Source organism: Polymorphobacter sp. PAMC 29334 (assembly GCF_019431245.1).
In the GTDB taxonomy this organism is placed as follows: Bacteria; Pseudomonadota; Alphaproteobacteria; order Sphingomonadales; family Sphingomonadaceae; genus Polymorphobacter_B; species Polymorphobacter_B megasporae.
The window spans coordinates 3,114,564-3,138,940 of sequence record NZ_CP080243.1; the positions used below are offsets into that span (position 1 = coordinate 3,114,564).

General features: G+C 63.8%; 16 protein-coding genes and 1 tRNA gene. 5 read left to right on the forward strand and 12 right to left on the reverse strand.

Annotated elements, in window-relative coordinates:
* Positions 1 to 466: 466 nt before the first annotated feature.
* Positions 467 to 2,386 (forward strand): AsmA family protein, encoded by a 1,920-nt coding sequence (locus KZX46_RS18445; RefSeq protein WP_219775195.1) that lies wholly within the window; start codon positions 467 to 469, stop codon positions 2,384 to 2,386.
* 228 nt (positions 2,387 to 2,614) lie between these two features.
* On the opposite strand, the gene KZX46_RS18450 is transcribed toward KZX46_RS18445, so the two are convergent.
* On the reverse strand, positions 2,615 to 3,205 hold the full coding sequence (locus KZX46_RS18450; protein ID WP_219775196.1) for a TonB-dependent siderophore receptor: 591 nt from the start codon (positions 3,203 to 3,205) through the stop codon (positions 2,615 to 2,617).
* A 104-nt stretch (positions 3,206 to 3,309) separates the two neighbouring features.
* Here KZX46_RS18450 and KZX46_RS18455 point away from each other — a divergent pair, with 104 nt between their 5' ends.
* Both KZX46_RS18455 and KZX46_RS18460 read left to right on the forward strand, forming a co-directional pair.
* Positions 3,310 to 3,834, forward strand: coding sequence for a homogentisate 1,2-dioxygenase (locus tag KZX46_RS18455; protein WP_216709967.1), 525 nt, complete (start codon positions 3,310 to 3,312; stop codon positions 3,832 to 3,834).
* A 5-nt stretch (positions 3,835 to 3,839) separates the two neighbouring features.
* Complete coding sequence (locus KZX46_RS18460) at positions 3,840 to 4,817, forward strand: cytochrome-c peroxidase (RefSeq protein WP_219775197.1); 978 nt, start codon at positions 3,840 to 3,842, stop codon at positions 4,815 to 4,817.
* An 84-nt stretch (positions 4,818 to 4,901) separates the two neighbouring features.
* Here KZX46_RS18460 and KZX46_RS18465 read toward each other — a convergent pair whose 3' ends face one another.
* Together KZX46_RS18465 and KZX46_RS18470 are read right to left on the reverse strand one after the other, a co-directional pair.
* Positions 4,902 to 6,317 carry a coniferyl aldehyde dehydrogenase gene (locus tag KZX46_RS18465; RefSeq protein WP_219777089.1) on the reverse strand — a complete coding sequence of 472 codons (1,416 nt, stop codon included), beginning with the start codon at positions 6,315 to 6,317 and terminating at the stop codon, positions 4,902 to 4,904.
* A 151-nt stretch (positions 6,318 to 6,468) separates the two neighbouring features.
* Positions 6,469 to 6,945 carry a GAF domain-containing protein gene (locus KZX46_RS18470; RefSeq protein WP_219775198.1) on the reverse strand — a complete coding sequence of 159 codons (477 nt, stop codon included), beginning with the start codon at positions 6,943 to 6,945 and terminating at the stop codon, positions 6,469 to 6,471.
* Between the two features lie 1,037 nt (positions 6,946 to 7,982).
* On the opposite strand from KZX46_RS18470, the gene KZX46_RS18475 reads away from it, so the two are divergent.
* Complete coding sequence (locus KZX46_RS18475; protein WP_219775199.1) at positions 7,983 to 9,425, forward strand: mechanosensitive ion channel family protein; 1,443 nt, start codon at positions 7,983 to 7,985, stop codon at positions 9,423 to 9,425.
* A gap of 511 nt (positions 9,426 to 9,936) precedes the next feature.
* Here the strand turns inward: KZX46_RS18475 and KZX46_RS18480 are convergent.
* Positions 9,937 to 10,137, reverse strand: a complete 201-nt coding sequence (locus KZX46_RS18480) for a hypothetical protein (RefSeq protein ID WP_216709328.1) — start codon at positions 10,135 to 10,137, stop codon at positions 9,937 to 9,939.
* 781 nt (positions 10,138 to 10,918) lie between these two features.
* On the opposite strand from KZX46_RS18480, the gene KZX46_RS18485 reads away from it, so the two are divergent.
* Positions 10,919 to 10,992: transfer RNA gene (locus tag KZX46_RS18485), tRNA-Gly, on the forward strand.
* Between the two features lie 67 nt (positions 10,993 to 11,059).
* Here KZX46_RS18485 and KZX46_RS18490 read toward each other — a convergent pair.
* The 8 genes from KZX46_RS18490 to KZX46_RS18515 form a co-directional block, all read right to left on the reverse strand.
* Positions 11,060 to 11,848 (reverse strand): class III extradiol ring-cleavage dioxygenase, encoded by a 789-nt coding sequence (locus KZX46_RS18490; RefSeq protein WP_219775200.1) that lies wholly within the window; start codon positions 11,846 to 11,848, stop codon positions 11,060 to 11,062.
* Between the two features lie 164 nt (positions 11,849 to 12,012).
* On the reverse strand, positions 12,013 to 12,597 hold the full coding sequence (locus KZX46_RS23035) for a hypothetical protein (RefSeq protein WP_226896047.1): 585 nt from the start codon (positions 12,595 to 12,597) through the stop codon (positions 12,013 to 12,015).
* Positions 12,536 to 14,623 carry a glycosyl hydrolase 115 family protein gene (locus tag KZX46_RS18495; protein WP_226896048.1) on the reverse strand — a complete coding sequence of 696 codons (2,088 nt, stop codon included), beginning with the start codon at positions 14,621 to 14,623 and terminating at the stop codon, positions 12,536 to 12,538. The genes KZX46_RS23035 and KZX46_RS18495 overlap by 62 nt, the downstream gene beginning before the upstream one ends.
* A gap of 3 nt (positions 14,624 to 14,626) precedes the next feature.
* A complete protein-coding gene (locus KZX46_RS23040; RefSeq protein ID WP_226896049.1) occupies positions 14,627 to 15,397 on the reverse strand; it encodes a hypothetical protein in 771 nt (256 codons plus the stop codon).
* Positions 15,394 to 17,547, reverse strand: a complete 2,154-nt coding sequence (locus KZX46_RS18500; protein WP_226896050.1) for a glycosyl hydrolase 115 family protein — start codon at positions 17,545 to 17,547, stop codon at positions 15,394 to 15,396. The genes KZX46_RS23040 and KZX46_RS18500 overlap by 4 nt, the downstream gene beginning before the upstream one ends.
* A gap of 92 nt (positions 17,548 to 17,639) precedes the next feature.
* Entirely contained in the window at positions 17,640 to 20,813 is a 3,174-nt protein-coding gene (locus tag KZX46_RS18505) for a TonB-dependent receptor (protein ID WP_219775201.1), read from the reverse strand.
* 459 nt (positions 20,814 to 21,272) lie between these two features.
* Complete coding sequence (locus KZX46_RS18510) at positions 21,273 to 22,328, reverse strand: DUF5694 domain-containing protein (protein WP_370647487.1); 1,056 nt, start codon at positions 22,326 to 22,328, stop codon at positions 21,273 to 21,275.
* A 100-nt stretch (positions 22,329 to 22,428) separates the two neighbouring features.
* Positions 22,429 to 24,183 carry a DUF885 family protein gene (locus KZX46_RS18515; RefSeq protein ID WP_219775203.1) on the reverse strand — a complete coding sequence of 585 codons (1,755 nt, stop codon included), beginning with the start codon at positions 24,181 to 24,183 and terminating at the stop codon, positions 22,429 to 22,431.
* Between the last annotated feature and the right edge of the window lie 194 nt (positions 24,184 to 24,377).

Genomic DNA, 24,377 nt, shown 5'->3' on the forward strand with positions numbered 1-24,377 from the left:
AAACGACACTTATAAGGGGCGGTGCAAACGTCCATTCCCGGGATCGCAACGGGCGGACCGCGCTCGACTATGTGCGAACGGCAGGTTTCAACAATTCGCGCGCAACCGTCGTGCTCAGGGGGGGGCAGCAATCGCGCAGGAATAGGTCAACAGCTGTCGGACCGTTTTTACAGTTCTTGCGCCGTTATGAGGCCAGCTGGAGCTATCCCCACACTTGTGACGTATATGAACGCCTGGTTTCGGGACGCGGCGATGGCGCCGCGAACGTCTGGGTGCGGCTCTCTCGACGCAGCGCGCCAGTTTCCCGTCCACGACTGCCAAGATCGATCTGACTCGTTGGCGGCTGCTGGTCGACCGGTCGGGCGTTGTCTCAAACGTGACGGCGATCGGACACGGCGGAACCGATCGGCGCGCCGACAGTCGTTGATTAGCCCAAGCCTCAAGGAGCGGATACGTCACGAACATTTTGTCTCGCCGTCGTTGGGCGTTGGCCGCCGCCGCAGTCGCTGCTGTCGTTTTCATTCCGCTTGTCGTCGTCGCCGTACTGCCGTTGAACTGGGTCCGCAGTCCGGTCGAACGGGCGGCGTCGAATGCTTTTGGCCGGCGGGTGACGATCGCCGGCATGGCCCGGCTCAACACCTTCTCGCTCTCGCCTATCGTCCGCCTCGAAGGCATCCGGATTGCGCAGCCAACGTGGGCGGGTCCAGGCGATATGGCGACAATCGCCGACGCCCGTATCAGCTTCGCCGTCGCCGACCTTTTCCGCGGCCATCTCGTTCCGCTGTCGCTCGATATCGACGGAGCGCAAGTGGCGCTGGTGCGCGACGCCTCCGGTCGATCGAATTGGGCCGGCGAGCCGAGCCGCGCCGTTGGCGGCGAGCCTCGCCCCGCGACGCCGCTGCGTCTGCGCCATCTCGGCATCGCTCACACCATGGTTCGGCTGCACGATCTCAAGCGTCACGTCGACATCACCGCGACCATCGCCTCCGATAGCCACGGCCTGGCCATCATCGGCGCCGGCACACAGCGCGGTCAGCCGCTGCGAGTGACAGCACACGGCGGCGCGCTCGAGCGGATCGATCCGATGACGCGCTATCCGTTTGCCGTCGAAATCGCGTCGCCACTCGTGAACATCGTCGGGCGCGGAACGATGGATCATGCGCTTGACGCCAGCCACTTCACGGTGCGGCTCACGACACACGGCCACGATCTTATCGATCTCGATGACATTATCGAGGCTGGCGTACCGGCGACCCAAGCGTTCGCCCTTACCGCTACCGTTCGTCACAACGATTACGACTGGACGATCACCGATCTTACCGGGACGATCGGGCGGTCCGACCTCGCCGGCCGATTGAGCGTCAAGCGGCGGCAGAGCCGGAGCCTGCTCGACGGCGCGGTGACAGCAAACGCATTTGACTTCGACGACCTCGCCTCCGACGAGCAGCTCGCTCGTGGCAAGGCCGAAGAGGCACGTATCGGCAAGCGGATCGTGCCGGCTACCGCAATCCACTTCGAGAAGCTCGGTCAGACCGACGGCGTTATTCGTTTCCATGCGGGAAAGTTGCTGAGCAAGAGCCCGAGCCCGTTTGTCGCCCTCGATGCGACGCTGGTGATGGACCACCGCCGGCTGGTGGTGAAGCCGCTGACGGCGCGCTTGACCCACGGCATGCTGACCGGCGACATTGTCGTCGATCACCGCCGCGGCAGCCCGAAGCTGACAGCGACCCTCGACCTGGTCGGCGCGCGGATTGAGGATCTGTTTAACATTCCTCCGCAACGCGCGACCGTGCCGGTCGATGGCCGCATCCGCCTGCACGGTAGCGGCGACACCGTGCGTGCCGCGCTTGGCCGGGGAAGCGGGACGCTCGACCTGTCGGGCCGTGGTGGCGGGATAGACGATAAGGTGGCGACCCTCGCCGCCGGCGACGTCGTTCGCGGGCTTGGCCTCGCTATCAGCGGTGACAGCGATCGCCTCACGCCGATCCGCTGCATCGACGCTCGCTTTGTCGCTCGCGATGGCGTGTTCACGGCGCGCGACTTAATTCTAGACACTATGGTCATGCGCGCCGACGGCGAAGGCACGCTGCGCCTGCCCGACGAGACGCTGGCGCTGACATTGCGGGGGCGATCGAAGCACCCGGACGTCATTCAGTCGACGGTGCCAATTCATATCGGTGGCACGCTGGCGAAGGCGACCTTCGACGTCGTGCCGGTTGACCACTCGGCGCCGAAGCGGAGCCTGCTCGGCCGCGTCGGCGACGTGCTGAAGAGCTTGAAGGTGCACAGCGACGCCGACCGCGGCGATGTTGCGCCCGATGCTCCGTGCGACAAGCTTCGCGTCGCCGCCCTCGGCCAGGACTGGGCGCACCGTCATCCCAATTGACCGGCCAAAATGGACAATCCGAGAACATAAGCGAAGTGCCGGTTGAGTCTGATCGCTGGGGTCCATCGTAATTGCCGGCGGCACGATAGCCGTGCTTGAGCAACCGCGCCGCCGAGATCTCGCGGTGAGGCAACCGCAGCTGGCTGTCGTGCCGCGCGTACGGCGGTCCCGTCGGCGACCGTCTCGTTGCCGCAGTCGCAGGCGAAGAGCCAATACGCATGCCCGCCGCTATGCGAAAACTCGATCCCAACGAGGCGTCCGTAGCGCAGCCCGGCCATCTCGATCCTGATCTTGCGACCCACCGGACCCTCCCCCTTCCAGTTCCTTGGTCGGCTTGCGGGTGACGAGGTTGATCGCGCCGCCCATGCCGTCGGGGCCGTTGAGCACCGAGACATACCCCTTGGCGACCTGAATTTCGGCGATGTCGGGAGTCAGGAAGCGGCCGTAGTCGAGGCGGTTGTCGGCGGGCAGATAGACTCGGATGCCGTCGACGGTGAGCGGCACCTGGAAGCGGTTGAAGCCGCGCACAAAGATCAGCCGCTCGTTGCGCGACCCGCCGCTGTTGCCCGAGGTTACGCCCGGGATCAGGCTCGCTGCGTCGTCGAGGCCGAGCCGGTTGAAGCTGTAGATCGCCTCCTGCCCGATCGTGTCGCCGCCGATCGATACGCCCTCGGCGCGATGGCCGGTGATTACGATCTGCCCGAGCCCAAAGGCGCTGTCTTCGGCTGCAGGCGTCGCCGCGACAGTGGGCACCGAGGTCTGCGCGTAGGCCATTGCGGGCAATAGCGCGGCCACGGTCGCAACCAGATAGCGACGCATGTGTCCCCCATACGGATCGCTGTCGCCCGCGAACCAGGCGTTGTATATGGTGGAATATTACGGGCTGTATATAGATGAATATAGCCACAGGAATGGATCGGTGAATGATGAAGGTGCTCGTATTTTCTGTGTTAGCCAGTCTCGCGGTGCCTGCCTTGGCGCAGGGAATGCCGATGGTGACGCCGGTCTGCCCGAGGGACGCCGAGCCGATCCCAGCGGGTCTCGCCGGCTGGAGCAACAGGACGCCGATGACTGCGGCAAACGATGCGGCATCGGTCGGGCAAGCCAATCTCGTGCCCGGCGTTGCCGTCGATCTCGCGCTCGCCGGCACACCGGCGGTGCAATACGTCGTCCGTCCGTCGCATCCCGGCGGATCGGTCAGCCATGGTGGCATGACAGGTCTCGTCATCGCCACCGCCGGCACCTACCGCGTCGCCATCGGGTCGGGCGCATGGGTCGATCTCATCAAGGACAAGACGTCGCTCGAGTCGGTCGGGCACGGCCATGGACCGAATTGCTCGGGCATCCGCAAGATGGTGGATTTCGCGCTGCAGCCGGGATCGTACATCCTGCAGGTCGCAGGTAACGGCGAGGCGCGAATCCCGGTTCTCGTCGCGAAGCTGCCCTGACAGCGATGGCGCGCCGGCTCGGACTGGCGATCGCCGCGCTGATCCTGATGGCCGCGGCGCCGTCGTGGGACTGGCGATCGCCAGCGGGGCTCCGGCCGCCGCGCGTGTCTTCGGGCAATCCGATGTCGGCAGCAAAGGTCGAGCTCGGCCGGCGGCTATTCTATGATGCCGACCTTTCGGTCGACGGCACCATGGCGTGCGCGACATGCCACGAACAGCATCGCGCGTTCGCCGACGGCAATGCGGCGCATGCGGGCGTCCATGGCGACCCCGGACGCCGCAACGTGCCGGGGCTCGCGAACGTCGCATGGCTGCGGCCACTGACGTGGGGTGATCCCCGGATCGGATCGCTCGAAGCGCAGGCCGCAATTCCTGTCACCGGGACGGCACCGGTCGAGATGGGCATGGCGGGCCAGGATGCCGAGATTGCCCGGCGATTGAGCACGGACAGTTGCTATCCAGCGATGTTCGCCAACGCCTTTCCCGGCGATGGGACGATCGATTTCGAGCATGTCGCCAAAGCGCTGGCCGCGTTCGAGCGGACGCTGGTCTCCTTCGACACCGCTTATGATGCCAATGGTCGCGGCGGTCGGACGGCAATGCCGTCCGAGGCGGTTGCCGGCAGCGCTCTGTTCGATCGCCACTGCCGGTCATGCCATTCTGGGCCGCTGCTCACCGACCAGAAATTTCATCGGATGCGATCGACGCCGGGGCCGGACGCGGGTCTCGGCGAAATCACGCGACGGACGGAAGACGTGGGGCGCTTCCGGACGCCCAGCTTACGCAACGTCGAACTGACAGGCCCCTATTTTCACGACGGCTCGGCGAAGACGATTGCCGATGCCGTTCGCCTGCATCCGCGGACGAGCGATCTGCGCGACGCGCAGGTGATGCAGATCGTAGCATTCTTGAATTCGCTGACGGATCGACATTTTACGATGGACGCCCGCTTCTCCTTGCCGGAGTTTACTTGCGGCAAGTGACCCATGCCCGGCGGGAGCGAGGATTTCTAACTGTAGAATGCTTTTGAAGATCCTCGCAATTTAGGAATCCAGCGCGACGGAGATCTATCGACGGCGAGTCAACTCGCGCGCAAGAGCCTTACGTGTCTTGTCGCCGTACGGCGGCTTGAACCCCGCGAGCTTGGCAAGATCGATCTTCGGCTGCGCGTAGATTGCCTTGGCGTGGCTGAACGCGCGGAAGCCGTCGTGGCCGTGGTAGCTGCCCATTCCGGCCGGGCCAACGCCGCCGAACGGCAGATCCTCAGCCGAGACGTGAAACACAACGTCGTTGATCGTCACCCCGCCCGAGATCGTCCGGTCGAGCACGCGCCGCTGCTCACCTGTATCGTCGCCGAACCAGTAAAGTCCGAGTGGCCGGTCGCGGCGGTTGATCCGGTCGATCGCCTCGTCGATCGTGTCGTACGGCACGATCGGCAGCAGCGGACCGAAGATTTCTTCCTGCATCACGGTCATGCTGTCGTCGACCCGACGCAGGATATGGAGCGGCATCTTGTTGCCGTTCTGCGCGGCGAAGTCCTCGTTTCCGGGATTGACGACGATGACCTCGGCACCCTTGGCCCGGGCGTCGGCGACGTGCGCCTCGAGCCGCTCGCGGTGGCGGGCGCCGAGAACCGAGGTATAGTCGGGGTTGGCGAGCAACGTCGGGTACATCGCCGCAACCGAGCTCTGCAAGCCGGCGACGACGGCATCCTCGTGCTCGCGCGGCACGAGCAGGTAGTCGGGCGCGAGGCAGATCTGCCCGGCGTTCATCATCTTGCCGAGCGCGATCCGGTCGGTTGCGCGTGCGACGTCGGCCGAGCGCGAGACGATCGTCGGCGACTTGCCGCCGAGCTCGAGCGTCAGCGGCACGAGGTTTGCCGCCGCCGCTGCCATGACATGCCGACCGACCGCTGTGCCGCCGGTGAAGACGAGATGGTCGAACGGCAGTTCGGCGAAGGCCTTGCCCGCCGCCGGGCCGCCGGTGACGACCGTCACCTCGGCCGGGTCGAAAGCGGCAGCGATCAGCGACGCCATTAATGTCGACGTCGCCGGCGTGTACTCCGACGGCTTGATCATCGCCCGGTTACCCGCCGCCAAAACACCGGCGAGCGGTCCAAAGGTCAGATTGACCGGGAAATTCCACGGCGAAATGATGCCAACGACGCCCTTTGGCTGAAATTCGACGCGGGCCCGCGCGCCGAGCAGGCCAAGCGGAAAGTCGAGGCTGCGCTTCTCGGGTTTCATCCACGCGGCGAGATGCTTGGTCGCGTGGCGCAGCGGCTTCACCGACGACATGATGTCGGTCATCAGCGACATCTCGGTCGAACGGTGGCCGAAGTCCTCGGAGATTGCCGCGACCAGCGCGTCCTGATTGTCGATCAGCAGCGCCTCGGCGCGGCGAAGTCGGTCGGTGCGGATCGCGGCGGATACCGGCAACTCGCCCGTAAACGCCGCGCGCTGGAGGTCGAGCGCGGTACGCATTGCCGCCGCATCGCGCTGATCCCATGCGTCGATCGCTGTCGCCACTGCCGCTCCTCCCCAGATCAGCCCGCCGGGCTATGACATCTGTGTCGGCTCAGGTGACCGCCGCGTCAACGCTGGCAAAGACCCTGGGTGAGCAGCCACGCCTTGTTCATCCAGCGGGCTGCCGGCAATAGATCGCTGCCAGCCGCTCGATGCCGGCGCGGTCATCGTCGTCGAAGCGGCCGGGCAGCGGACTGTCGAGGTCGAGGACGCCGATCAGCACGTTTTCGCGTATCAGCGGCACGACGATCTCGGACCGCGATGCCGCATCGCAGGCGATGTGACCGGGAAAGGCGTGGACGTCGGCGACGACGATCGTCCGGCGCTCCGCCGCCGCCGTTCCGCACACCCCGCGGCCGAGTGCGATGCGGACGCACGCCGGCTTGCCCTGAAACGGCCCGACGACCAGTTCACCGCCGCGCAGGAAGTAGAAGCCCGCCCAGTTGAGGTCGGGCAGGCTCATAAAGATGAGCGCTGCCGTATTGGCCGCGTTGGCGACCGGATCCGTCTCGTCACCGAGCAGGCCGCGCAACTGCGCGGCGAGGTCGGCGTAGAACTCGGTTTTGGTCGCGGCGCTGATCGGCATAGACTGAAAGATGGTCGGCTCCTCGAACGCACGGTGGCTGTTAGCATATCACTCTCAGCTCGAGCCACTTGATTAATGTTGTCCTTGCCAGCTCGACAATCTCGAACTGGACCGGTCTGCCGGTCTTTTTTCGGACAACCATCGTCAGGCTGCGAAACTGGCCACCACTGACGAGGTCACCGATCTTCATTTTGACCACGCCGCAGCAGCGGAGGGTGTATCGCCCCCCAGCGCAAAACCCGCTGCCCGTCCGGACGGCCAGAACCTTCGCGTAGTCGTCCCGACCCGAATGGCAGCTAGTCATTAACCTTTAAATAACCTTGTCTGCGAGCACGCCGTATCTTAACCAACCGCTAATTATAAGGGTTGGCAACATGATGCTTGAGAACCGCTTCGATTATCATGTTCAACGCGCATCGGCGCATTTAGGAAATGTCGAGACGGCGACATCATTCGAGGCTCGAAATACTCACCGGGAACTTTCGAAGTGGCACATGTCTGCGGCGCTCACTGAAGGCGTCGGCTTCGTTCCCACTTGTGCAATTGAGTTGCAACAGATTCGGGCAGCGAGGAGCGTGATGCCGGGCGGCCAGCATTCAAGATCATAATTCAGTCAACTCAAGATTGAGTAGTGCGTTAAAAGCCTTACAGCCCAGCTGGTGCACGGGGGCCTTGAAGGAAGGTGGAATCTACCGGTACAAGGTCGCTAAGCGATACTCGTATACCGTGCTGGCAAACCACCTCGTCGTCATCGAGTCTCCGGATCACGCAAATATTCCTTTAGTGCGCAGTATGAACAACTGCGCTTCTTCCTGCCAATCTTGCTCACGGCACGCTTTAAGTTCTGCTTCGATCGTTATTTTCTGCCCGATTCGTTGGTTTCATGCCACGGGTCAGAACAGCGACATCGCTTCCGCGATCAATCATCTCCTGACGTGGTTCGACCGCATGCCCAGTGGCTTGCTTGATCGGCGCGATGTACACGATTGAGATCAGCCGACCGCGACCGACCTTTTTGAACAAACTGGGGGATGGGGATGCCGCTTGGGCTAGCGCTTGCACCGGCGATTTTGCTCGTAGCGACGCTCATTTGCGTCATCGTGGTGCGCACCCGCTCGACCGCCATAAAGCTCGGCACCGAAGTCGTGCTGCTGGGACTCATCGGCGGCCTGCTCCTCAGTCGCGGTCTGAGCCCTCTGCCGGGGAACCTCGCTTTTACGCGGAACGCCGACGCTCCACTTCTGCGCGCACTCGCGGTCGTTTGGTGGCTCGTCGCGGCGCGTGCGATCGCGATACTAACGACGCTCGGTCTCGGTCATGACGCGCGATCGAAGCACGCTCGGCTGTTTTCAGATCTTTTGGCCGGCGCGATCTATCTGACTGCAATCTTGATAATCCTGAATTCGGTTCTGGGCCTACCGATCAAAGGACTACTGGCAACGTCGGGCGTCATCGCGATCGTATTGGGACTGGCTTTGCAGAATACGTTGGCCGACGTGTTCTCGGGCGTGGCGGTCGGACTGGAGCAGCCGTTCCACGTCGGCGACCGGATCACGCTGGCCGATCACGCCGAGGGCATCGTCGTCGAGATGAATTGGCGATCGATCCGCATCCAGACCGACGGTGAGGATGTCGCGATCATCCCCAACAGTATCGTCGCGCGCAGCCAGATCATTAACCGCAGCGTTCCGACCGCCCGCCGCGCCGTTTCGCTCGATATTCCGACGCTGTCGCAAGCGCGTTCCGAGCACCTGATCGAGCTGGTGCGCCAGGCGATCATGCTCTGTCCGAGCCTGTTGGACACCCCGACGCCAAGCGTCTTCGTCAAATATATTGGCACGCGGACCACGATGCTCGGGGTCAATTACTTCGTCGCTTCGACCAGCGCGATGACATTGGCCCGAAGCGAGTTGCTCCGCCAAACTCGCCGTCTGTTCCGCCACGCCGGTATCCAGGACGGAGCGCAGCCGACCGATAAAGCCCTGCTCGGGAGCATCGAACTCTTCGAATCGCTCGACGACACCCAGCTCGGCGTCCTCGCCGCGGGGCTCCATCACCACATACTCGAACCCGGCGCAGTGCTGTTCGAACAAGGCGGCGTCGGGTCGTCGCTGTTCGTCGTCAATTCGGGAATCTTCGAGATCGCAAGCCACACCGCAGCCTGCCCGTCGCACGTCTATGGCAAAATCGGACCGGGCGAGTATCTCGGCGAGATCAGCATGATGAGCGGCGAGCCGCGCCCGGTTGGGGCGAAAGCGCTGACCAAGGCGAGCGCGCTCGAGCTGCCGAAGTCCGTCCTCGAGGGTCTCCTCCGCGATAACCCCGAATTGAGCGCGGCCCTTGAACGGTCGGTCGAGCGCGGGCTAGCGCTTCTCGACCGCGACACCGCGGCGCGGACGTGTGAGCCGCTCGACGTCCACGGCAACCTGCTCAGCCGCATTGTCACGTTTCTTGGAATAAGCCGGGGTCAGCCGCGCTAGGTACAAAGGCGGGCTGACACGTCTTCGAGCCTGCGGCGGCTGCATTTCGGGTATCGCCGGTCCTCGGCTAAGGCGGATTCATGAGTTGCCAACTCATCGCGGATAGAAAGCACAACCAATTCCAAGTTGCTGCGCTGCGGTGTGGCCGCGTCCTCGCGCTTGGTATTGAAAGCAATTTGCGCGCCGGTCGATACCTTAAGAATTTTAGATCGACATGGCGGCGTGACTACACTCGTCTGGCGTATTTGGCCAAGATATTCGGTTTGCAGCGTACGGGCATCTCACCAATTGGGCCAACGAAAGCCCGATTGAGCAGATTGGGCGCAAACAATACGACAGCTGTGTATTTCGTGACTTCGTAGCTGGCCATTGCCGACACCGCTTATTTACTGAGCGTGACGAGACCCCTCACCTCGTCCGAAACACCGACCTGACGCGGATGTTTCGTCCAGCGACGTCGCATAAGAGAGCGGCGGCGTCGGGTGACGCCGCCGCTCCAAGAATGACCGTGCTACTTTTTTGCGGTAGCGGCGCTCTTACCGTGAGCTTCGGTCGAGGACTTGTGGGCCGCGTCCGAATGCCCATGGGCCTTGGTCGACTCAGCATGGGCCTCGTCGTGGCTGCCCGACGTGTGCTTCGTTGCGGCCGCCTTGTGCGACTTGGCTGCCGCTTCGTGATGCTCGGCGGCCTTCGTGTGGCTTGCTGCTGCCATGATGACTTCCTTCCCAATCCGGATTTATTTCCGGTAATCGCAGAACGGCCATATCCGGGCGGCGGGTGCAAAGTGTCTTATGTCGCTCGACCGGTGAATTGCCCGTTCCATCGGAAATACGTCGGGGTATTACCCTCCAGATGGCGACGTCAGCGATCGCTTTTGCCCGCTACCCTGCCGACAAACGCCTTGCGCGCTGGCTACTGATGCGCGCCGATCCGTCGGCGATAACACCAACAGCCTGATCCATGAGGCGTTAGCAATCATGCTTAGTACGCCGCGCAATCGTTACCGTCGCAATCAACAGCCTCGAAGATCGACGGAAATAGTAGCTCCGACCGCACATCGCGATCGTTGCCCGCCCCCGCCTGCTCCATCTGCGTGCGAGCGGCTATGGCTGCCCGAAAGCGCATACGTCAATCTGAGCGCCGTCTGGCGACGGGTTCAGCAGCAGTTTCGCTGATGCTCTGACGAGCATCGGCTTCGATAAGCATCTACACGACTACCCAGGACATTCGTGACCAAGCTCTGCCCGGCAGGCCTGACCGAAGCCGAAATTGCTGGAATCGTGAGATGGTCACCGCGCGCGTGGCATATATCCTCCGCGTATACGTCGACGGTATGCGCGTCGTCGTCTCGATCGGAGAGCGATTGGCGGCATCGAGCGGATAAACGCCGAGGCATCGCCTTGTCACCCGACGAATTGACGGTATAAACGGCCGGAACATTTTGCAAAACACGTTGCAACATGATCGTGCTGAAGGCGACATGCCTTTGAAATGCGGGCGTAGCTCAATGGTAGAGCAGAAGCTTCCCAAGCTTACGACGAGGGTTCGATTCCCTTCGCCCGCTCCAATTATCTCAGAGAGTAAAAGTCTGCAGTTCATCCCGGCACGTTCGTGCCGGGTTCGGCGCACGGCCGTCAGTCGAAGCGGAAGGCGGAGATTGCGGTCTTGAGCACGAGCTCGCTGTAGACGCGCGCGCCTGCCGCCTGCGATGTCCCGGCGGCGACCATGAGCGGCAGCAAATGCTCAGCCTGCGGATGCGAGAAGCGGCCCGAGGGAGCATCGGCCCATGCGTTCAGCGCCGTCGCCCTCGCCGCACCGGGCTGTTCGACCGCGGCGGTCAGCCATGCGTCGAACGCCTGCGACGGCGCCGTCGCGCGCGGATCGCCGTAGCCGCGCATGTTGTGGAAGCTCATGCCTGACCCGAGGATCAGCACGCCCTCGTCGCGAAGATGCGCAAGCGCCTTCCCCGCGGCGATGTGAAGTTCCGGGTCGAGAGTGCGGTCGACCGACATCTCGATCAACGGGATATCGGCATCGGGAAACGCGACCTTGAGCGGCACGAAGACGCCGTGATCGAGACCGCGCGCCGGATCGACGTTCGCAGCAAGGCCGGCATCGCGAAGTAATTGCGCGGCGCGGCGCGCGAGGCCGGGAGCACCGGGCACATCGTAGCGCAGCCGGTACGTCTCGGGCGGGAACCCGCCATAGTCGTAGATGAGCGTCGGGTGCTCGGTGCCGGTGAAGGCGAAACCGTCGGTTTCCCAATGTCCCGACACGACGATGATCGCCGTCGGCTGCTCGGCGAGGGTGCCGGACAGGCCGCGCAGGAAAGCGCTCATGCCGGTCCAGGTGCCCGACGGATCGGGCATGAAAAAGCACGGTCCGCCGCCGTGCGGGATGAAGAAACTCGGCTGTGTCGCCATGATTGCGCGTCCGCCTGCCCGGCGGTTTCGCCGTCGGGCTTGTCGCAGGTAATCTAGTCGTTCCGCCACAGAGGGAGAATAGCTGGCCGGATCGACAGACTGTTGCGCAGAATGCGATGATCGCGGTTCGGCGCGGCTGTCGCATCCGCCACCGACCGCAGTCCCTAAGCGGGTGCCGGACCGTCGGTATCGAGCACCAGTCGCTGCAGCACGACGTTATCGTCGATCCGCCAGATTTTGATCGTATGACGACCGACGGTGACGTCGTGCATGTCCGCCGATAGCTGGACGACATTGTCGCAGACCGCCTTGGCCCAGCGCTTTTTGCCCGGGGTGTCCTGATCGCCGCCGGTTGCTTCGAGCTGCGCCGTCAACACCTCGACCGGGCCGCCATCGAGCGAGACACCGATCCGCACGCCGCGATGGCCCATGGTATCGAGCGTCGGCGTCAGGAACAGCGTGAGCGTCGCCGCGCCAGCCTTGCGCACCGTCACGTCATATTCGAGGCTCATCCCGTCAGCCGGGCTGGTCGAAGGCGCACCTTGCGGCATGGCGAGCACGGCAGCGGCAGTCGACCCAAGATGCGGGATGGTCGACCACCGCAGCCCCTTCGCGTTGTTTGCGCGGGTGAACGCCGGTGCCTCGATCGTCACGATGCCCTCGGACGCCGCGCGCGCCGCGACGAATTTAGGCGCGACATGGCGTTCCGCGGCCGCAGACTCGCCGCCGACGCGAACGATGCTCGGCAAGGACTGCTGCGTCGGGTCGTTTCCAGAGGACATAGTTCATGTGGACCTGCGCCATCATGCCGTCCCACTTGCCGCCGTTGATCGTGTGGTAGCGGCGGGTCAGCTCGGAATCGCGCCTGAACGCGGTCTCGACCTCCCCGGCGAAGTAGTTCGCGCGCGGGTCGTTCGGCTTTCCCAGCATCCGGTCCCAAGCGGTGCAATAATACATGCGATACAGGTTCGCCATCGCGAGCACCGGAAATTCGAGGAGCTGGTAATAGGCGTCGAGCTGTTCGGGCCGGAGCTGGGCGCGGACCACCTGTACCTTCGCCTCCAGCGCATCCCACTCGGCGATCATCGCGCCGAATTCGCCGCCATCGAGCCCGTCGGGCATAATGCCGCCGAGCGCAAAGCTGTCCTGGTCGATCAGTTCGGGTTTCCGGCGCGCGGTATACTGGCTGTACGCGGTGATGATCTCGCCGATCGCGGCGTGATCGGCCCCGAATGCCGCCGCTGCCCACGTCGCCGGGTAGTCGGCCAGCGCCGCCGGGGTCATCGCTTCGGGGTTCCACGCCTGCGCGAGGAAGAAGCCGAGCGGATATTCCATCGGCTTGATATCGCCGACATTGGCGATCCAGATCGTCCGCGCACCGCGCTGGTAGGCGAGGTCCATCTGCTGCCAGATCTTCTCGACCTGGTTGGTATTGATCCATTTATAATTGCGCGGCACGCCGACATAATCGAAGTGATAATAGATGCCGTAACCGCCGCTGCGCGCTGGTGCGGCGGGGTCGGGCAAGCGGCGGATCTGGCCCCAATTATCGTCCGAGAACATCAAGGTGACGTCGTCCGGCACCTTCATGCCGTGGTCGTAATAATCCTGAACCTCCTTATAGAGCGCCCAGACCTGCGGGGTCGCCGCCGCCGGCTTGCCGGTGACATCGGCGATGATCTGGCGCTGATCGGTGACGATCCGTTCGAGCAGGCCGGTCGCGGTACCCTCCGCCATCGCCTCGTCGCCGTCGCCGCGCATCCCCACCGTGACGAGCGAGTCATAGTGCCTGCCGCCGCCCTTCGACATCATGCGCTCGATGCCGCCGCGCCAGAAGGTGCGCAGATTGGCGGCGTTCTTGCTGTAATCCCACGCGCCGCCGGTGATGCCGCTTTCCTTGTGGCGATGCCATTCGGCCTGCGCGCGGAGCATCGGCTCGTGATGCGAATTGCCCATCACCACGCCCATTGCGTCGGCGAGGATCAAGCTGTTCGGATCGTCGTCGGCGAACGCCTTCCCCCACATCGCTGGCCAAAGGTAATTGCCCTTCATCCGCAGCAGCAGCTCGAAGACGTGGGCGTACATTGCCGAATTGACGCCGCCGAAGGCCTTCTTCGCCCAGCCGCTGAGGCAGGGGTCCTCGTCGTTGATGAAGAAGCCGCGATAGCGCACCTTCGGCTGGTCGCGGCGGGTGTCCGACGGGATCGTCACTTCGTGCTGGCGGCGGACGGGCACGTCGGCGAACCAGTGCCACGGCGACACGCCGATCCGGGCGGAAATGTCGTACGTGCCGAACACGGCGCCGCGGCGGTCGGACCCGACGATCACCAGCGCCTGCGCCACCCCTGGCATCGGGTCGTCGACGACGATCTGGCGGAACGCCTCCCATTCGCCCTTGATGTCGCCGGCATCGATCTTGCCGCCGGCGACCAGCCGGTCGATCATGGCGCTTTGCCCGAGCACCCCGATCATCACCACCGGGCCCGCGAGCCGTCCACTGCCCTCGACCAGCCGCGGGCGTGTACCGCTTACCCGTTCGAGATCGGCGACGAAGTTGGTCGCGACGTGGCGCACCGCGCTGTCGGCGTCGGCGTCGATCACGACCGTCGCCGGGATGCCGCCGGCGATCAGCCGAAAGCCCGCGCGTGGATCGGTGCCGGTCCGCGGTTCGAGCGCCGCCAGGGCGTGCGCGGGTAATGCCGCCAGCGCCGCGCTCAAGGCCGCACTGCCCATCAATGTCCGGCGCGAGAGAGCCGCACGCGTGTCGTCAGCCATTCTCTACGCTCCTGTCGGTGCCGCAAGATGATCGGCCGCTGGCGGCCCGAAATATGTCTTCTTCGGCTCTTCGTTCGACACGATAATCGTCTGTATCACCACGGTGGGGTCGATCATGCAGACTTTCAGCGTGTGGCGTCCGGCGCGGTCGACCATGACGTTGAAGTGCATCGTGCGCGCGTTGTTCGCGCTGTTGACGGCGTGCTTGGCCCCGAGAAAATCTTGCGCCGCGGTATCCTGCGGCGTGAAGACCGTCTGGACGACCGGCGCTTGGTCATTCAGCCCGACCGCGACGCTCAGCTTGCGGCCTGGGATAACCTCGAGCGTCGGGCTCGTGACGAGTTCGACGCGATACTCTCCCGCGGTCGCCAAATAGATCGCGTAGTCGAGCCGGGGTGCGCGAGCCGGGTCGGTAAACGACGGTGCATCGACCGGAAAGATCGACATCGCGGCATCGACCCGACCGTAATCGGGGATCGCTTCCCAGCGGACGCCGTCGACCGCGACCGATCGGGTAAAGGCTGTGGCGGGCACCGAGAACTCCCCGGCCAGACCACCGAATGCTCCGCGTGCTTCGCGCTCCTGTTGCGCCGTCGCGCGGATCGCGGTCAGTTGCGCCTTGATCACAGCTTCGCCCTTGATCGTCACGGTGGCGCTCGATTTGCCCTCGGGTGCCTTCGCCCAGTCGATATCGATCCAGAACCGGCGGTCGCGCGGCGATGCGCTGAACGCCTTGCCTTCGCGGATCGTCACCCACGGCTGGTCGGCCGTCACGGTAAACGGCGCCGCGCCGTTTCCGCGCGGGAAAACCTCGAGCCACGTCGGACGCCGCGAGATGCTGTCGAGCGTGGGAAATGCCGGCGGCAATAATAGCCGGGCCACGACCGGCTATCGCCATCGACGGCAACACCGAACCCCGAGGCGCTATCGAGGTCGAGGTCGGCGACCGGCGGCATGATGTCGGCGATGGGCGGGTACCAGTCGAAATAGCCGATGTGCGTCTGGTCCATCATGTGGTTCCATTTGCCGCCGGCCATTACGTGATTGTAGGTGTCGCGCAGGTCGTGGTCGGTGCGGAACCGGCGGCGAACCTCGTCCGCCTCGACCTTGGTGCTGGCACGCGCCTGCTCGGCAAAGCGCGCGTTGCGTGCCGCCGCGACGTACATCTGGGTAAGGTTGGCGCAGGCGCGGACGGGATACAGGACCAACTGGTAGAAAGCGTCGCGCTGGTCGGGGCGCAGTGCGGCGTCGACGGCATCTGCCCGGCGAACAAGCCCGGCCCATGCCTCGCAAACCCGTTCGGCTTCGCCATAATGTTCGAGGCTGTAGGTGCCGGGGGTGATTTTCTCGGGCTTGGGCAGCGCGTTATATTTGGCATAGCGCGAGGCGAGAAAAGCGATCTCGTCGGCGTGTTCGGTGCCGAACTGGCGCTCGGCCCAATCGCGCGTCCACCGGGCGATCTTGTCCTTTCCGACATCGGCCGGATTCCATGCCATCGCGAGAAAGAACTCGATCGGCAATTCGAGTGGTTTCAGGTCACCGACGTTGGCGATCCAGGTCTCGTTCGCGCCATATCGGTTGGCAAGGTTCATCTGCTCCCAGATTTTCGGCAGCGGGTTCGAGTTGATCCACTGATACGCAAACGGACCGCCGTGCATGTCCATGTGGAAGTAGATGCCGAACCCGCCCGATCGCCCGCGTTCGGACGGCAGCGGCAACCACCTGAGATTGCCGACATTGTCGTCGGCGAACATGATTGTGACGTCGTCGGGCAGCTTTAGCCCGGCGTCGTAATATTTATAGACCTCGGTGAAGAGGACCCATACTTGCGGGACCTTGTCAGCGGGCATGTGCATGCCGTCGGCGATGATGCGGCGCTGGTCGCCGATGACCTCCTCAAGCAGCTTGACGTCGGACTGCAGGCTGCCGGTACTTTCGAGCGCGACATCGCCGTCGCCGCGCATCCCGACGGTGACAACGACTTCGTTGCCCGCGTTCCGCTTGATCCCCTCGTTGAAAAACTGGCGGATGGCGGCGCGATTGGTCGCGTAATTCCACTCGCCGTTGCCGTAATGCTGCCGGTTGTCGGTCCATTCCTTGTGCGCCCGCATCATCGGTTCGTGGTGCGAAGTGCCCATGACGATCCCATAGTCGTCGGCAAGTGCGGGATGCGCCGCATCATCGATGGCGAATGCGTTGTTCCACATCGCCGGCCACAGGTAGTTGGCGCGGAGGCGAAGCATCAGCTCGAACAGCTTCGTGTAGAATTGGGCGTTCATTCCGCCGAACTTCTCGGTCGTCCAGCCCGACAGGCAGGGTGCCTCGTCGTTGAGGAAAATCCCGCGATACCTCACCGCCGGTGGTCCTTGAACATAATGGCCATAGCGCAGCCGAAGCTGGCTCCGCCGCACCACCGGGACGTCCGCCCACCAATACCACGGTGAAACGCCCATCGAGCGCGACAGATCGTAAGCGCCATAGATCGCGCCGCGCCGGTCACTCCCGACGACGACCAAGGCCTCGGTCACGCCGGGCATCGGCTGCGCGATCGTCTGGATGCTGAACGACTCCCACTTGCCGCGGATGTCAGCGACGTCGAGCTTGCCCGCCGCCACGAGCTGGTCGACCAGCGGGCTGTTGCCGAGCGTCCCGACGAGGATGAAGCGAGCGGGAAGCCGCCGCCGATCGTTGACGATGCGGGCGGGCGTCCCCGTTACCCGGCCGATGTCGGCAGCGAGATCGGCCGCGACGCGCCGGACGCTCGCCGGCTCCGCCGCATCGACGAAGACCGGCACCACGCCCCCGTCGGGCAGCGTGATATCGAAACCGGGCGCGCGCCGATCGAACCGCATCGCCGCGGCGAGCGGGGAAGCGAAGGCTCCGCTCGCGATCGCGCCTTCGAGCACGTTGCGCCTGGTAAACATCGGCTCCTTTCACTCTGTCGAGGCACCGGTCGCCGCACGGGCGGCCGGACCCCACAGCGGCACCGGGCGTGTCCCGGTACCTGCCCGCGCGCTTAGAAGGTTCCGCGCAGCCCGATCAGAACCTCCCGGCCCGGCTTATACTGGGTGAAGGTGTCGTTGCTGAACTGGAAGTATGACCGCAGCGTCGCGTCGGTGAAATTCGACACGTTGATCGTCAGCTGCGGCGCATGGGCAATCTTGAAGATCTTGTCGAGGTCGAACGACGAGGAGAAGTCGTACGTCGTATAGGCGGACGTGAAGAGAGCGGCGGCGGGAATACCGTTCTGTGCGCCGCCGCTGCTTTGCGAGCCCTGGCGCGAGGTCGTCGACACCCGGAACATGACGCCCTTTTTCTCATAGTAGGCCGTGATGTTATACGTCGACGGCGCAACACCATAAGCGATCGCGGCACCCTTGCTCGTCTGGTCGACGATGGTCGCGTTCGCATTGAAGCCGAAACCGGTGATACCGATCCGCCGGGTCAGAAAGTCGAGCGGCTGGACCCACTGAAACTCGAGGCCGTTGATCGTCAACGTGTCGGGGACGTTGACCTGCGACGTTAACTGCACCTGCGCGACAGTCGGGCCGCCGCGCGCATTGATCGCGATCTGCTGCGTCTGATTGATCGAGTCATAGTTGATGCCGTACTGGGCGAGGCTCGAAAACGGCACCGTCGTGATGTTGGTCGTCGTGAAGCCGTCGATCGACTTGCGGAACGCATTGACGCTGATGACGCCTTCGCGACCGGTGTAATATTCGAACCCGAAGTCGAGGTTGGTCGACAGGTACGGCTTGAGCGCCGGGTTGCCAACGGTGGCCTGATCGGCCGACGGCGCGCTGAAGCCGACGCCGGGAAGCTGCGCCGACGGATCCGGCCGCGTCATCGTCCGCGATGCTGCGGCACGAACCACTGCGTGATCGCCGAGATCATAGGCAAAGGTCGCGGCGGGGAGCCAGTTCGAATAATGGTTCCGGGTCGTCACGATGCCGACGACATTCGGATACCGCGCGCCATCGGCGAGGCTGACCCCCGCCGCGTTCGTGTTGCGCGGATCGGGCAGCGAGACCATGCCGGCTATGGTCTGGATCGTGTCGACATAACGCACTCCGACATCGAACCGCAGCGTGCTGTCGCCGAGCGGCTGGGCGCCGTTGAGCGTGGCGAACGCCGACTTGGCGACCTCCCTGATCGACCCGCCGTTCGCGCCGGTCGTCGACGAGCCGGCGAGCGGCTCGGTGGCATGGAACGTTCCGTATTTCGTCGCGCCGGCAAACGCCGGGAAATTGACGGTGACGAACCCGCCCGGGCCCGGCGACAGATAGCCTGGGAACGCCGCATTGGGGACGAGCGAACCGCCGTACGTTACCGGCCCGGTTGCACCCGCGGTCGATCCGGTGCCGTAGCCGGGATACGTCGGATAGCCAGCCGGGGCCACTCCGGGAGCCGACAGACCTGCGCACGGCGGCTGCGTGTTCGGCGACGGCACAAACGCGCTCGGATTGTTTCCGCAGACCGCATTCTGCCACGCCTGGCTATTGTCGAAGCCGTCGATTCGGCGCGAAACGTCGTCGTACGCCGCGCCGACCTTGAGGTTCAGCGCCGTTCCGCCCCACGTCAGGTCGCCCCGCCCGCCCTTCGTCTCGTTGATCCGGCGCTCGTCGTTCACGCTGACGCGGCTGCCGGTGTACCAGCCGAAATTGGCCGGGCTGTTCAGGTCGAGATTGCTCGTGATCCCAGGGATACCGCTACCATTGTTGGTGTACGTAACGGTGTTGCCCACCCCGAGCGGCGTTGTTGCGCCGACGGTTGGGTTTTCGCGGTGGAAGGTCGAGCGCGAGTAGTTCCCCTGCACGTTGAGCTTCAGATTATCGGCGATATCCCATTCGCCGCCGGGGTTGATGTTGAACAGCTTCGTCGTTTCGATATACGGCCGAAACTCGTCGAAGAACTGGGCATTGGCAAAGGTACCGCTGGTAACCGAGCAGCCGACCGAGCAATCGCTCTTGTCGAATTTCAGGTTGAGCGGAATGATCGCGCTGTTGCGGACGATCCAGGCCAAGTCTTCACGGATCAAGTTGTTGTGCTTGTATCCGTAAAGACCGTCTACATAGAAATGAAGCGTGTCGGTCGGCCGCCATTCGACGCTGAGGATCGCATTGACGCGGTCGCGCGTCCCGCGCTCGTCGGAAGGGCGGCCGAGCCGCGGCAGCAACGCGTTATCGATCTGCTGGATCGTCGCGCCGGGATTATGCGCGAGCAGGAACGCCTGATCAATGACAGTGCCGGCAACCAGACCCGCGCCCGCGCCGACCGGCACGGTCGACGGGATCGTCCAGTTGCCGCCGCCCGTCGAATTACATCCCGTCGTCGCCCCGCACTGCGCAGCGGAGAGCGCCGGATTCGTGTAGCCGATCGTCTCGTAACCGCGGGTTTCGGTGTGCAGCCGCTGGCCCGAAACGCCGGCGAGGATGCCGATCGTATCGTTATGCCAGCTCCCGATAACCGATCCACGAACGCCGAGGTGATTGTCGACGCCCTGCTGCGTGCCCTGAATATTATAGTTTAGGAAATTCTTGTCGCGGTCGAACGGACGCGCCGACCGCAAATCGACGTTACCCGCCGCGCCGCCTTCAAGCAGATCGGCAGTATAGCTCTTGTTGACCGTGAGCTTGGTGAACAGATCGGTTGGGAAAAAGCTCAGGTCGACCGAGCGGTCAGTGCCCTGCGCATCGGTAGCCCCCGACGACGCGACTGCAATCGGCGTGCCGTTGAGCGTTACGTTGGTGAAGTTCGATCCCAGTCCGCGGATGGCGACATTGGTGCCCTCGCCAGTGATGTCGCGCGTGATCGTGATGCCGGGGATACGATTGAATGATTCGGCGATATTGGTGTCGGGAAACTTGCCGATGTCCTCGGCGAAAATCGAGTCGGTAAAGCCGGTCGACGCGCGCTTGGCGCTGGTCGACTGCGCCAGGCTGGAGCGATATCCCGTCACGATAATGTCGCCACTTTCGGGGTCATTCGCCGACGAGTCCCCGGCGGGAGTTCCCGGCGTTGCAAGTGTCTGTGGGATCGGCGCCGTCGACGGCCCTTTGTCCTGCCCGTCCGGAACAGACTGTCCCGGCGGCGCCACGGTCTGCGCATTGGCAAGGCTAGAAATCGCGGCCGCCGTCGTCGCGCAGAGCAGCGCGGCGATCCGAACGCGTCGAATTGCATACCCAGTCATAACTGACTCCCCTTGGATTTTGTCTTTAGATTTGATTAGTTCAATTGATTCTATTGGCTTGCACTTGGTGCCAACCAACAAATTTGAGAATTATTCCAACTTATGTTGGAGACTTGCGAGCCTTACGAGGTCGATGTTGCTGCCGGCCTGATTGGGCGCGCATGGCAGCCACGCTCGGCCCATTGCGGAGCGATGGCCGTACATCAATGGACTGCATCATCCCGCCTCCCCGACCATCCGCCGTTTTCGGCATGTTAGCGGTAACATGAGTGAGATGTGGTCACACAGTCAAGTATAATCTGCCAGACCAATTAGCGCGTGCGTGGTAGGGGCTTTTTCGGTGTGATCAGAGGCGGTGGCGAGTCAGCGCATGGCCGACGGCAAGCGGCAAACGACCTTATCCTCTTGGTTACCCGACCCCACAGCGAGGTCGGGTAAACCACAAAGACAGGCGCGGCGTTATTCGAGCACTTTTTCGACATCGACGATGGTCATGTCGTGCATCTGGTTGAGGTAGCTTTCGAGGTAGCCCTTGTGCGAGGCACCGACGATGACCAGGCCACGGATGCCCGGGGCTTCGGCGAACATGTCACGGATATTCGATGCCATGCGCAGGTTGCGGGTCTCCCAGCCGCCGAGATAATTGCGGCCGAAGCGCGCTGCGGACGGCTCTTCGAGGGTCGCGCCGAAGTCGCTGTCGAACGTCAGCTTTTCTTCACCCGGAGCGTTGTAGGCGCGGTACAGCGCGAGCATCGCGCCTGGCTCGCCCAGCTTGGCGTCGAGCGCCGAACTCATCGCCTTGCGCTTGGCGGTGGCGGGGTTGTCCCACGCCTTCGAGATCGCCGCCTCAAACAGCTTTTCGTCGGCAACGGGTGCGTCGGCGGTGTGGTCGTCCATCGAATATACCCGCTCGAGCCCGAGCCGGGCGGCGAGCGCAGCGGCGATCAGCAAGCTCTCGTCGTGTCTCGTGCGCAGCTTTTCGAGCCGCGCAACCAACGTGTCGTCGAGGCCCTCCCCGGCATGTCGCTCACCCTCGGGAAGCCGAAGCCACTGGACCAGCGCCGACGCGCCTTCACCGCCGGCGAGAAACATCGCCGCGAGACGGCGGCGATCGGCTGCCTTTGGTGATGCGGGCCACGTCGCCAGCAGGCGGCCCCACGCGGCGGTTGCGGCGGGCACATCGAGCCCCGTCGCCTTGGCGGCGGGCGCCGGATCCCAGCAATAGGTTTGGACGCTGTCCTTGAAGCGATCGTGGTAGTGCCGCATGAAATCGCATTGCGCGCCCGACAGCGCTTCGACGGCAATCGCCTGCGGTGCCCAAGCGGCGAGCCTGTCGAGGACCGGCTGCAATTGCCCCGCCTGAAACGCCGCTGGCATGCTCGACAGATGCGGGCTGCCGAGGACGAGCAACTGGTTTTTCGGGCCATGCTGCGGGCCCTTGAGCTGGCTGGTGTCGAATGGACGATAGGCCTGTGCCATCGCCACCGATGTCCCTGCGACAGCCGCGATCGCCACGAACAATTTCCAAACCCGCATCCGGCAACCCCTTTTTAGACACCTGTACTATGCGGGTAATACAGCTGATCGGAAAAGGAAAGCCGTTGTGGCCCGACGATCATCGTGCCGGTTTGCCCTTCTCCGCCGCGATCCAAGCCAGCATCTCGCTCTCCATCGCGGGCAGCGGCACCGATCCCATGTTGAGCAGCGTGTCGTGAAAGCGTCGCTGGTCGAAGCGGTCGCCAAGCTCGGCTTCGGCCTTGCCGCGCAGCTCGCGCATCTTCATCTCGCCAAGCTTATAAGAGAGTGCTTGGCCCGGCCAACTGATGTAGCGATCGACCTCGATCTCGATATCGAGCTTGGCGAGCGCAGTATGGCTGGCGAGATAATCGATCGCCTGTTGCCGGGTCCAGCCATCCTCGTGCAGCCCGGTGTCGATGACCAGACGGCACGCGCGCCACATCTCGAAGGTCTCGCGGCCGAACTCCTCATACGGCGTCCGGTACATGCCGAGCTTGGTCCCGAGCCATTCCGAATATAGGCCCCAACCCTCGCCATAACCCGAGAAATAGGTTTCGCGACGGAAGGCCGGGCGATCGGGGGCCTCGAGCGCCATCGCCGCCTGGTGGCTGTGCCCCGGTACGCATTCGTGGAGCGTCAGCGAGACGAGATTATACAGCGGCCGCGACTTGAGATCGTAGGTGTTCATCAGGCAGGCGCTGAGCCCGCCACGGCCCGAGGTGTATACCGGCGCGATCGCATCGGGCACCGGCTGGATGGTAAAGCGGTAACGCGGCAATACGGTAAAGACGTCCTTCAGCCGCCCATCCATCCGCTTGGCGACGAGCGCCGAAAAGCCGAGCAGTTCGTCGGGCGTCCGCGCATAGAATTGCGGGTCGCTGCGCAGGAAGGCGAGGAATTCGGGGAAGCTGCCCTTGAAGCCGGTCAGCGCGATTGTCGCCTTCATGTCGGCATCGATCCGCGCGACTTCCTTGAGGCCGATCGCGTGGATTGCCTCGGGCGTCAGGTCGAGCGTGGTGTATTCACGAATTTGGCTGCGGTAGAACGCCTTGCCGTCGGGCAGCGCGCTGGCAGCCAGCGTCTGGCGCGTGCCGGGCAGATAGGTGTCGCGGAAAAATCCGAGCAGCTTGCGATACGCCGGAGCCGTCTGCGCATCGATCACCGCGGCGGCTTCCGCGCGTAGCGCCGCCTGCTCGCTCGCCGAAATCGACGCCGGCATCGCATTGAATGGGTCGTTGAGCGGGTTGGCCGGACCGGCCATGGCAAAAGCAGCGATCGTTGCGTCGCGCCCACCGAGCGTGACGCGTGGCGGGGTGAAACCGCGTTGCAGGCCAGCGCGCATGTTCACGATATTCTCGTCGAACCAGCGTGGCACATCCTTGAGCCGGCCGATGTAGCGGCGATACTCGGCGGCGGTTTCGAGCGCCGAATACGGCTTCACATCGCCCCAGAAATAGGAATCGCTGTTGAGCGGGGCCTCGTAGGTCCGGTAGTAGATATTGGCGACCTGCGCGCGGAGCGATTCGGCGAGCACGGCAGCGTTAAGCCGTTGCTCGGGGGACAATTGGGCGGCCGGGATGCGGCCGATCTTGTCGAGCACGTCCTGCCAATACGCGCGGCGACGGGTCCAGTCGGCGGCGGTAACCGCGGGGAAATGATCGTCGTCCTTGCTGCGCAGCCCCTCGCTGACCTGCGCGAACTCCTTTTGGCGCCACACCCATTCGGCATCGTAGATTGCCTTGAGCTGCTGATCGGCGGGGCTGGCGACGGCGGCCGCAGCCGGTGCGGCACCAGCCAATGGCGGCGACACCACGATGATGCCCAAGGTCAATGCCAAACCGAGAAGCTTCATGTCGCCCACCCCTTGCGCGGCATCTTGCGCACGCGCGCGCCGCAGCCATGGCTGTCATATCCGCGGCAATGCGAAATAACCAATCGAGCGAACGATACGGGCCAGGAACGTATTTTTTGAACCGGCCGCCGATTTCGGGGAGCGGCCACGCGTCGATACACCGGCTGGCCGCGTTCAAGGTTTGCGACGACGCC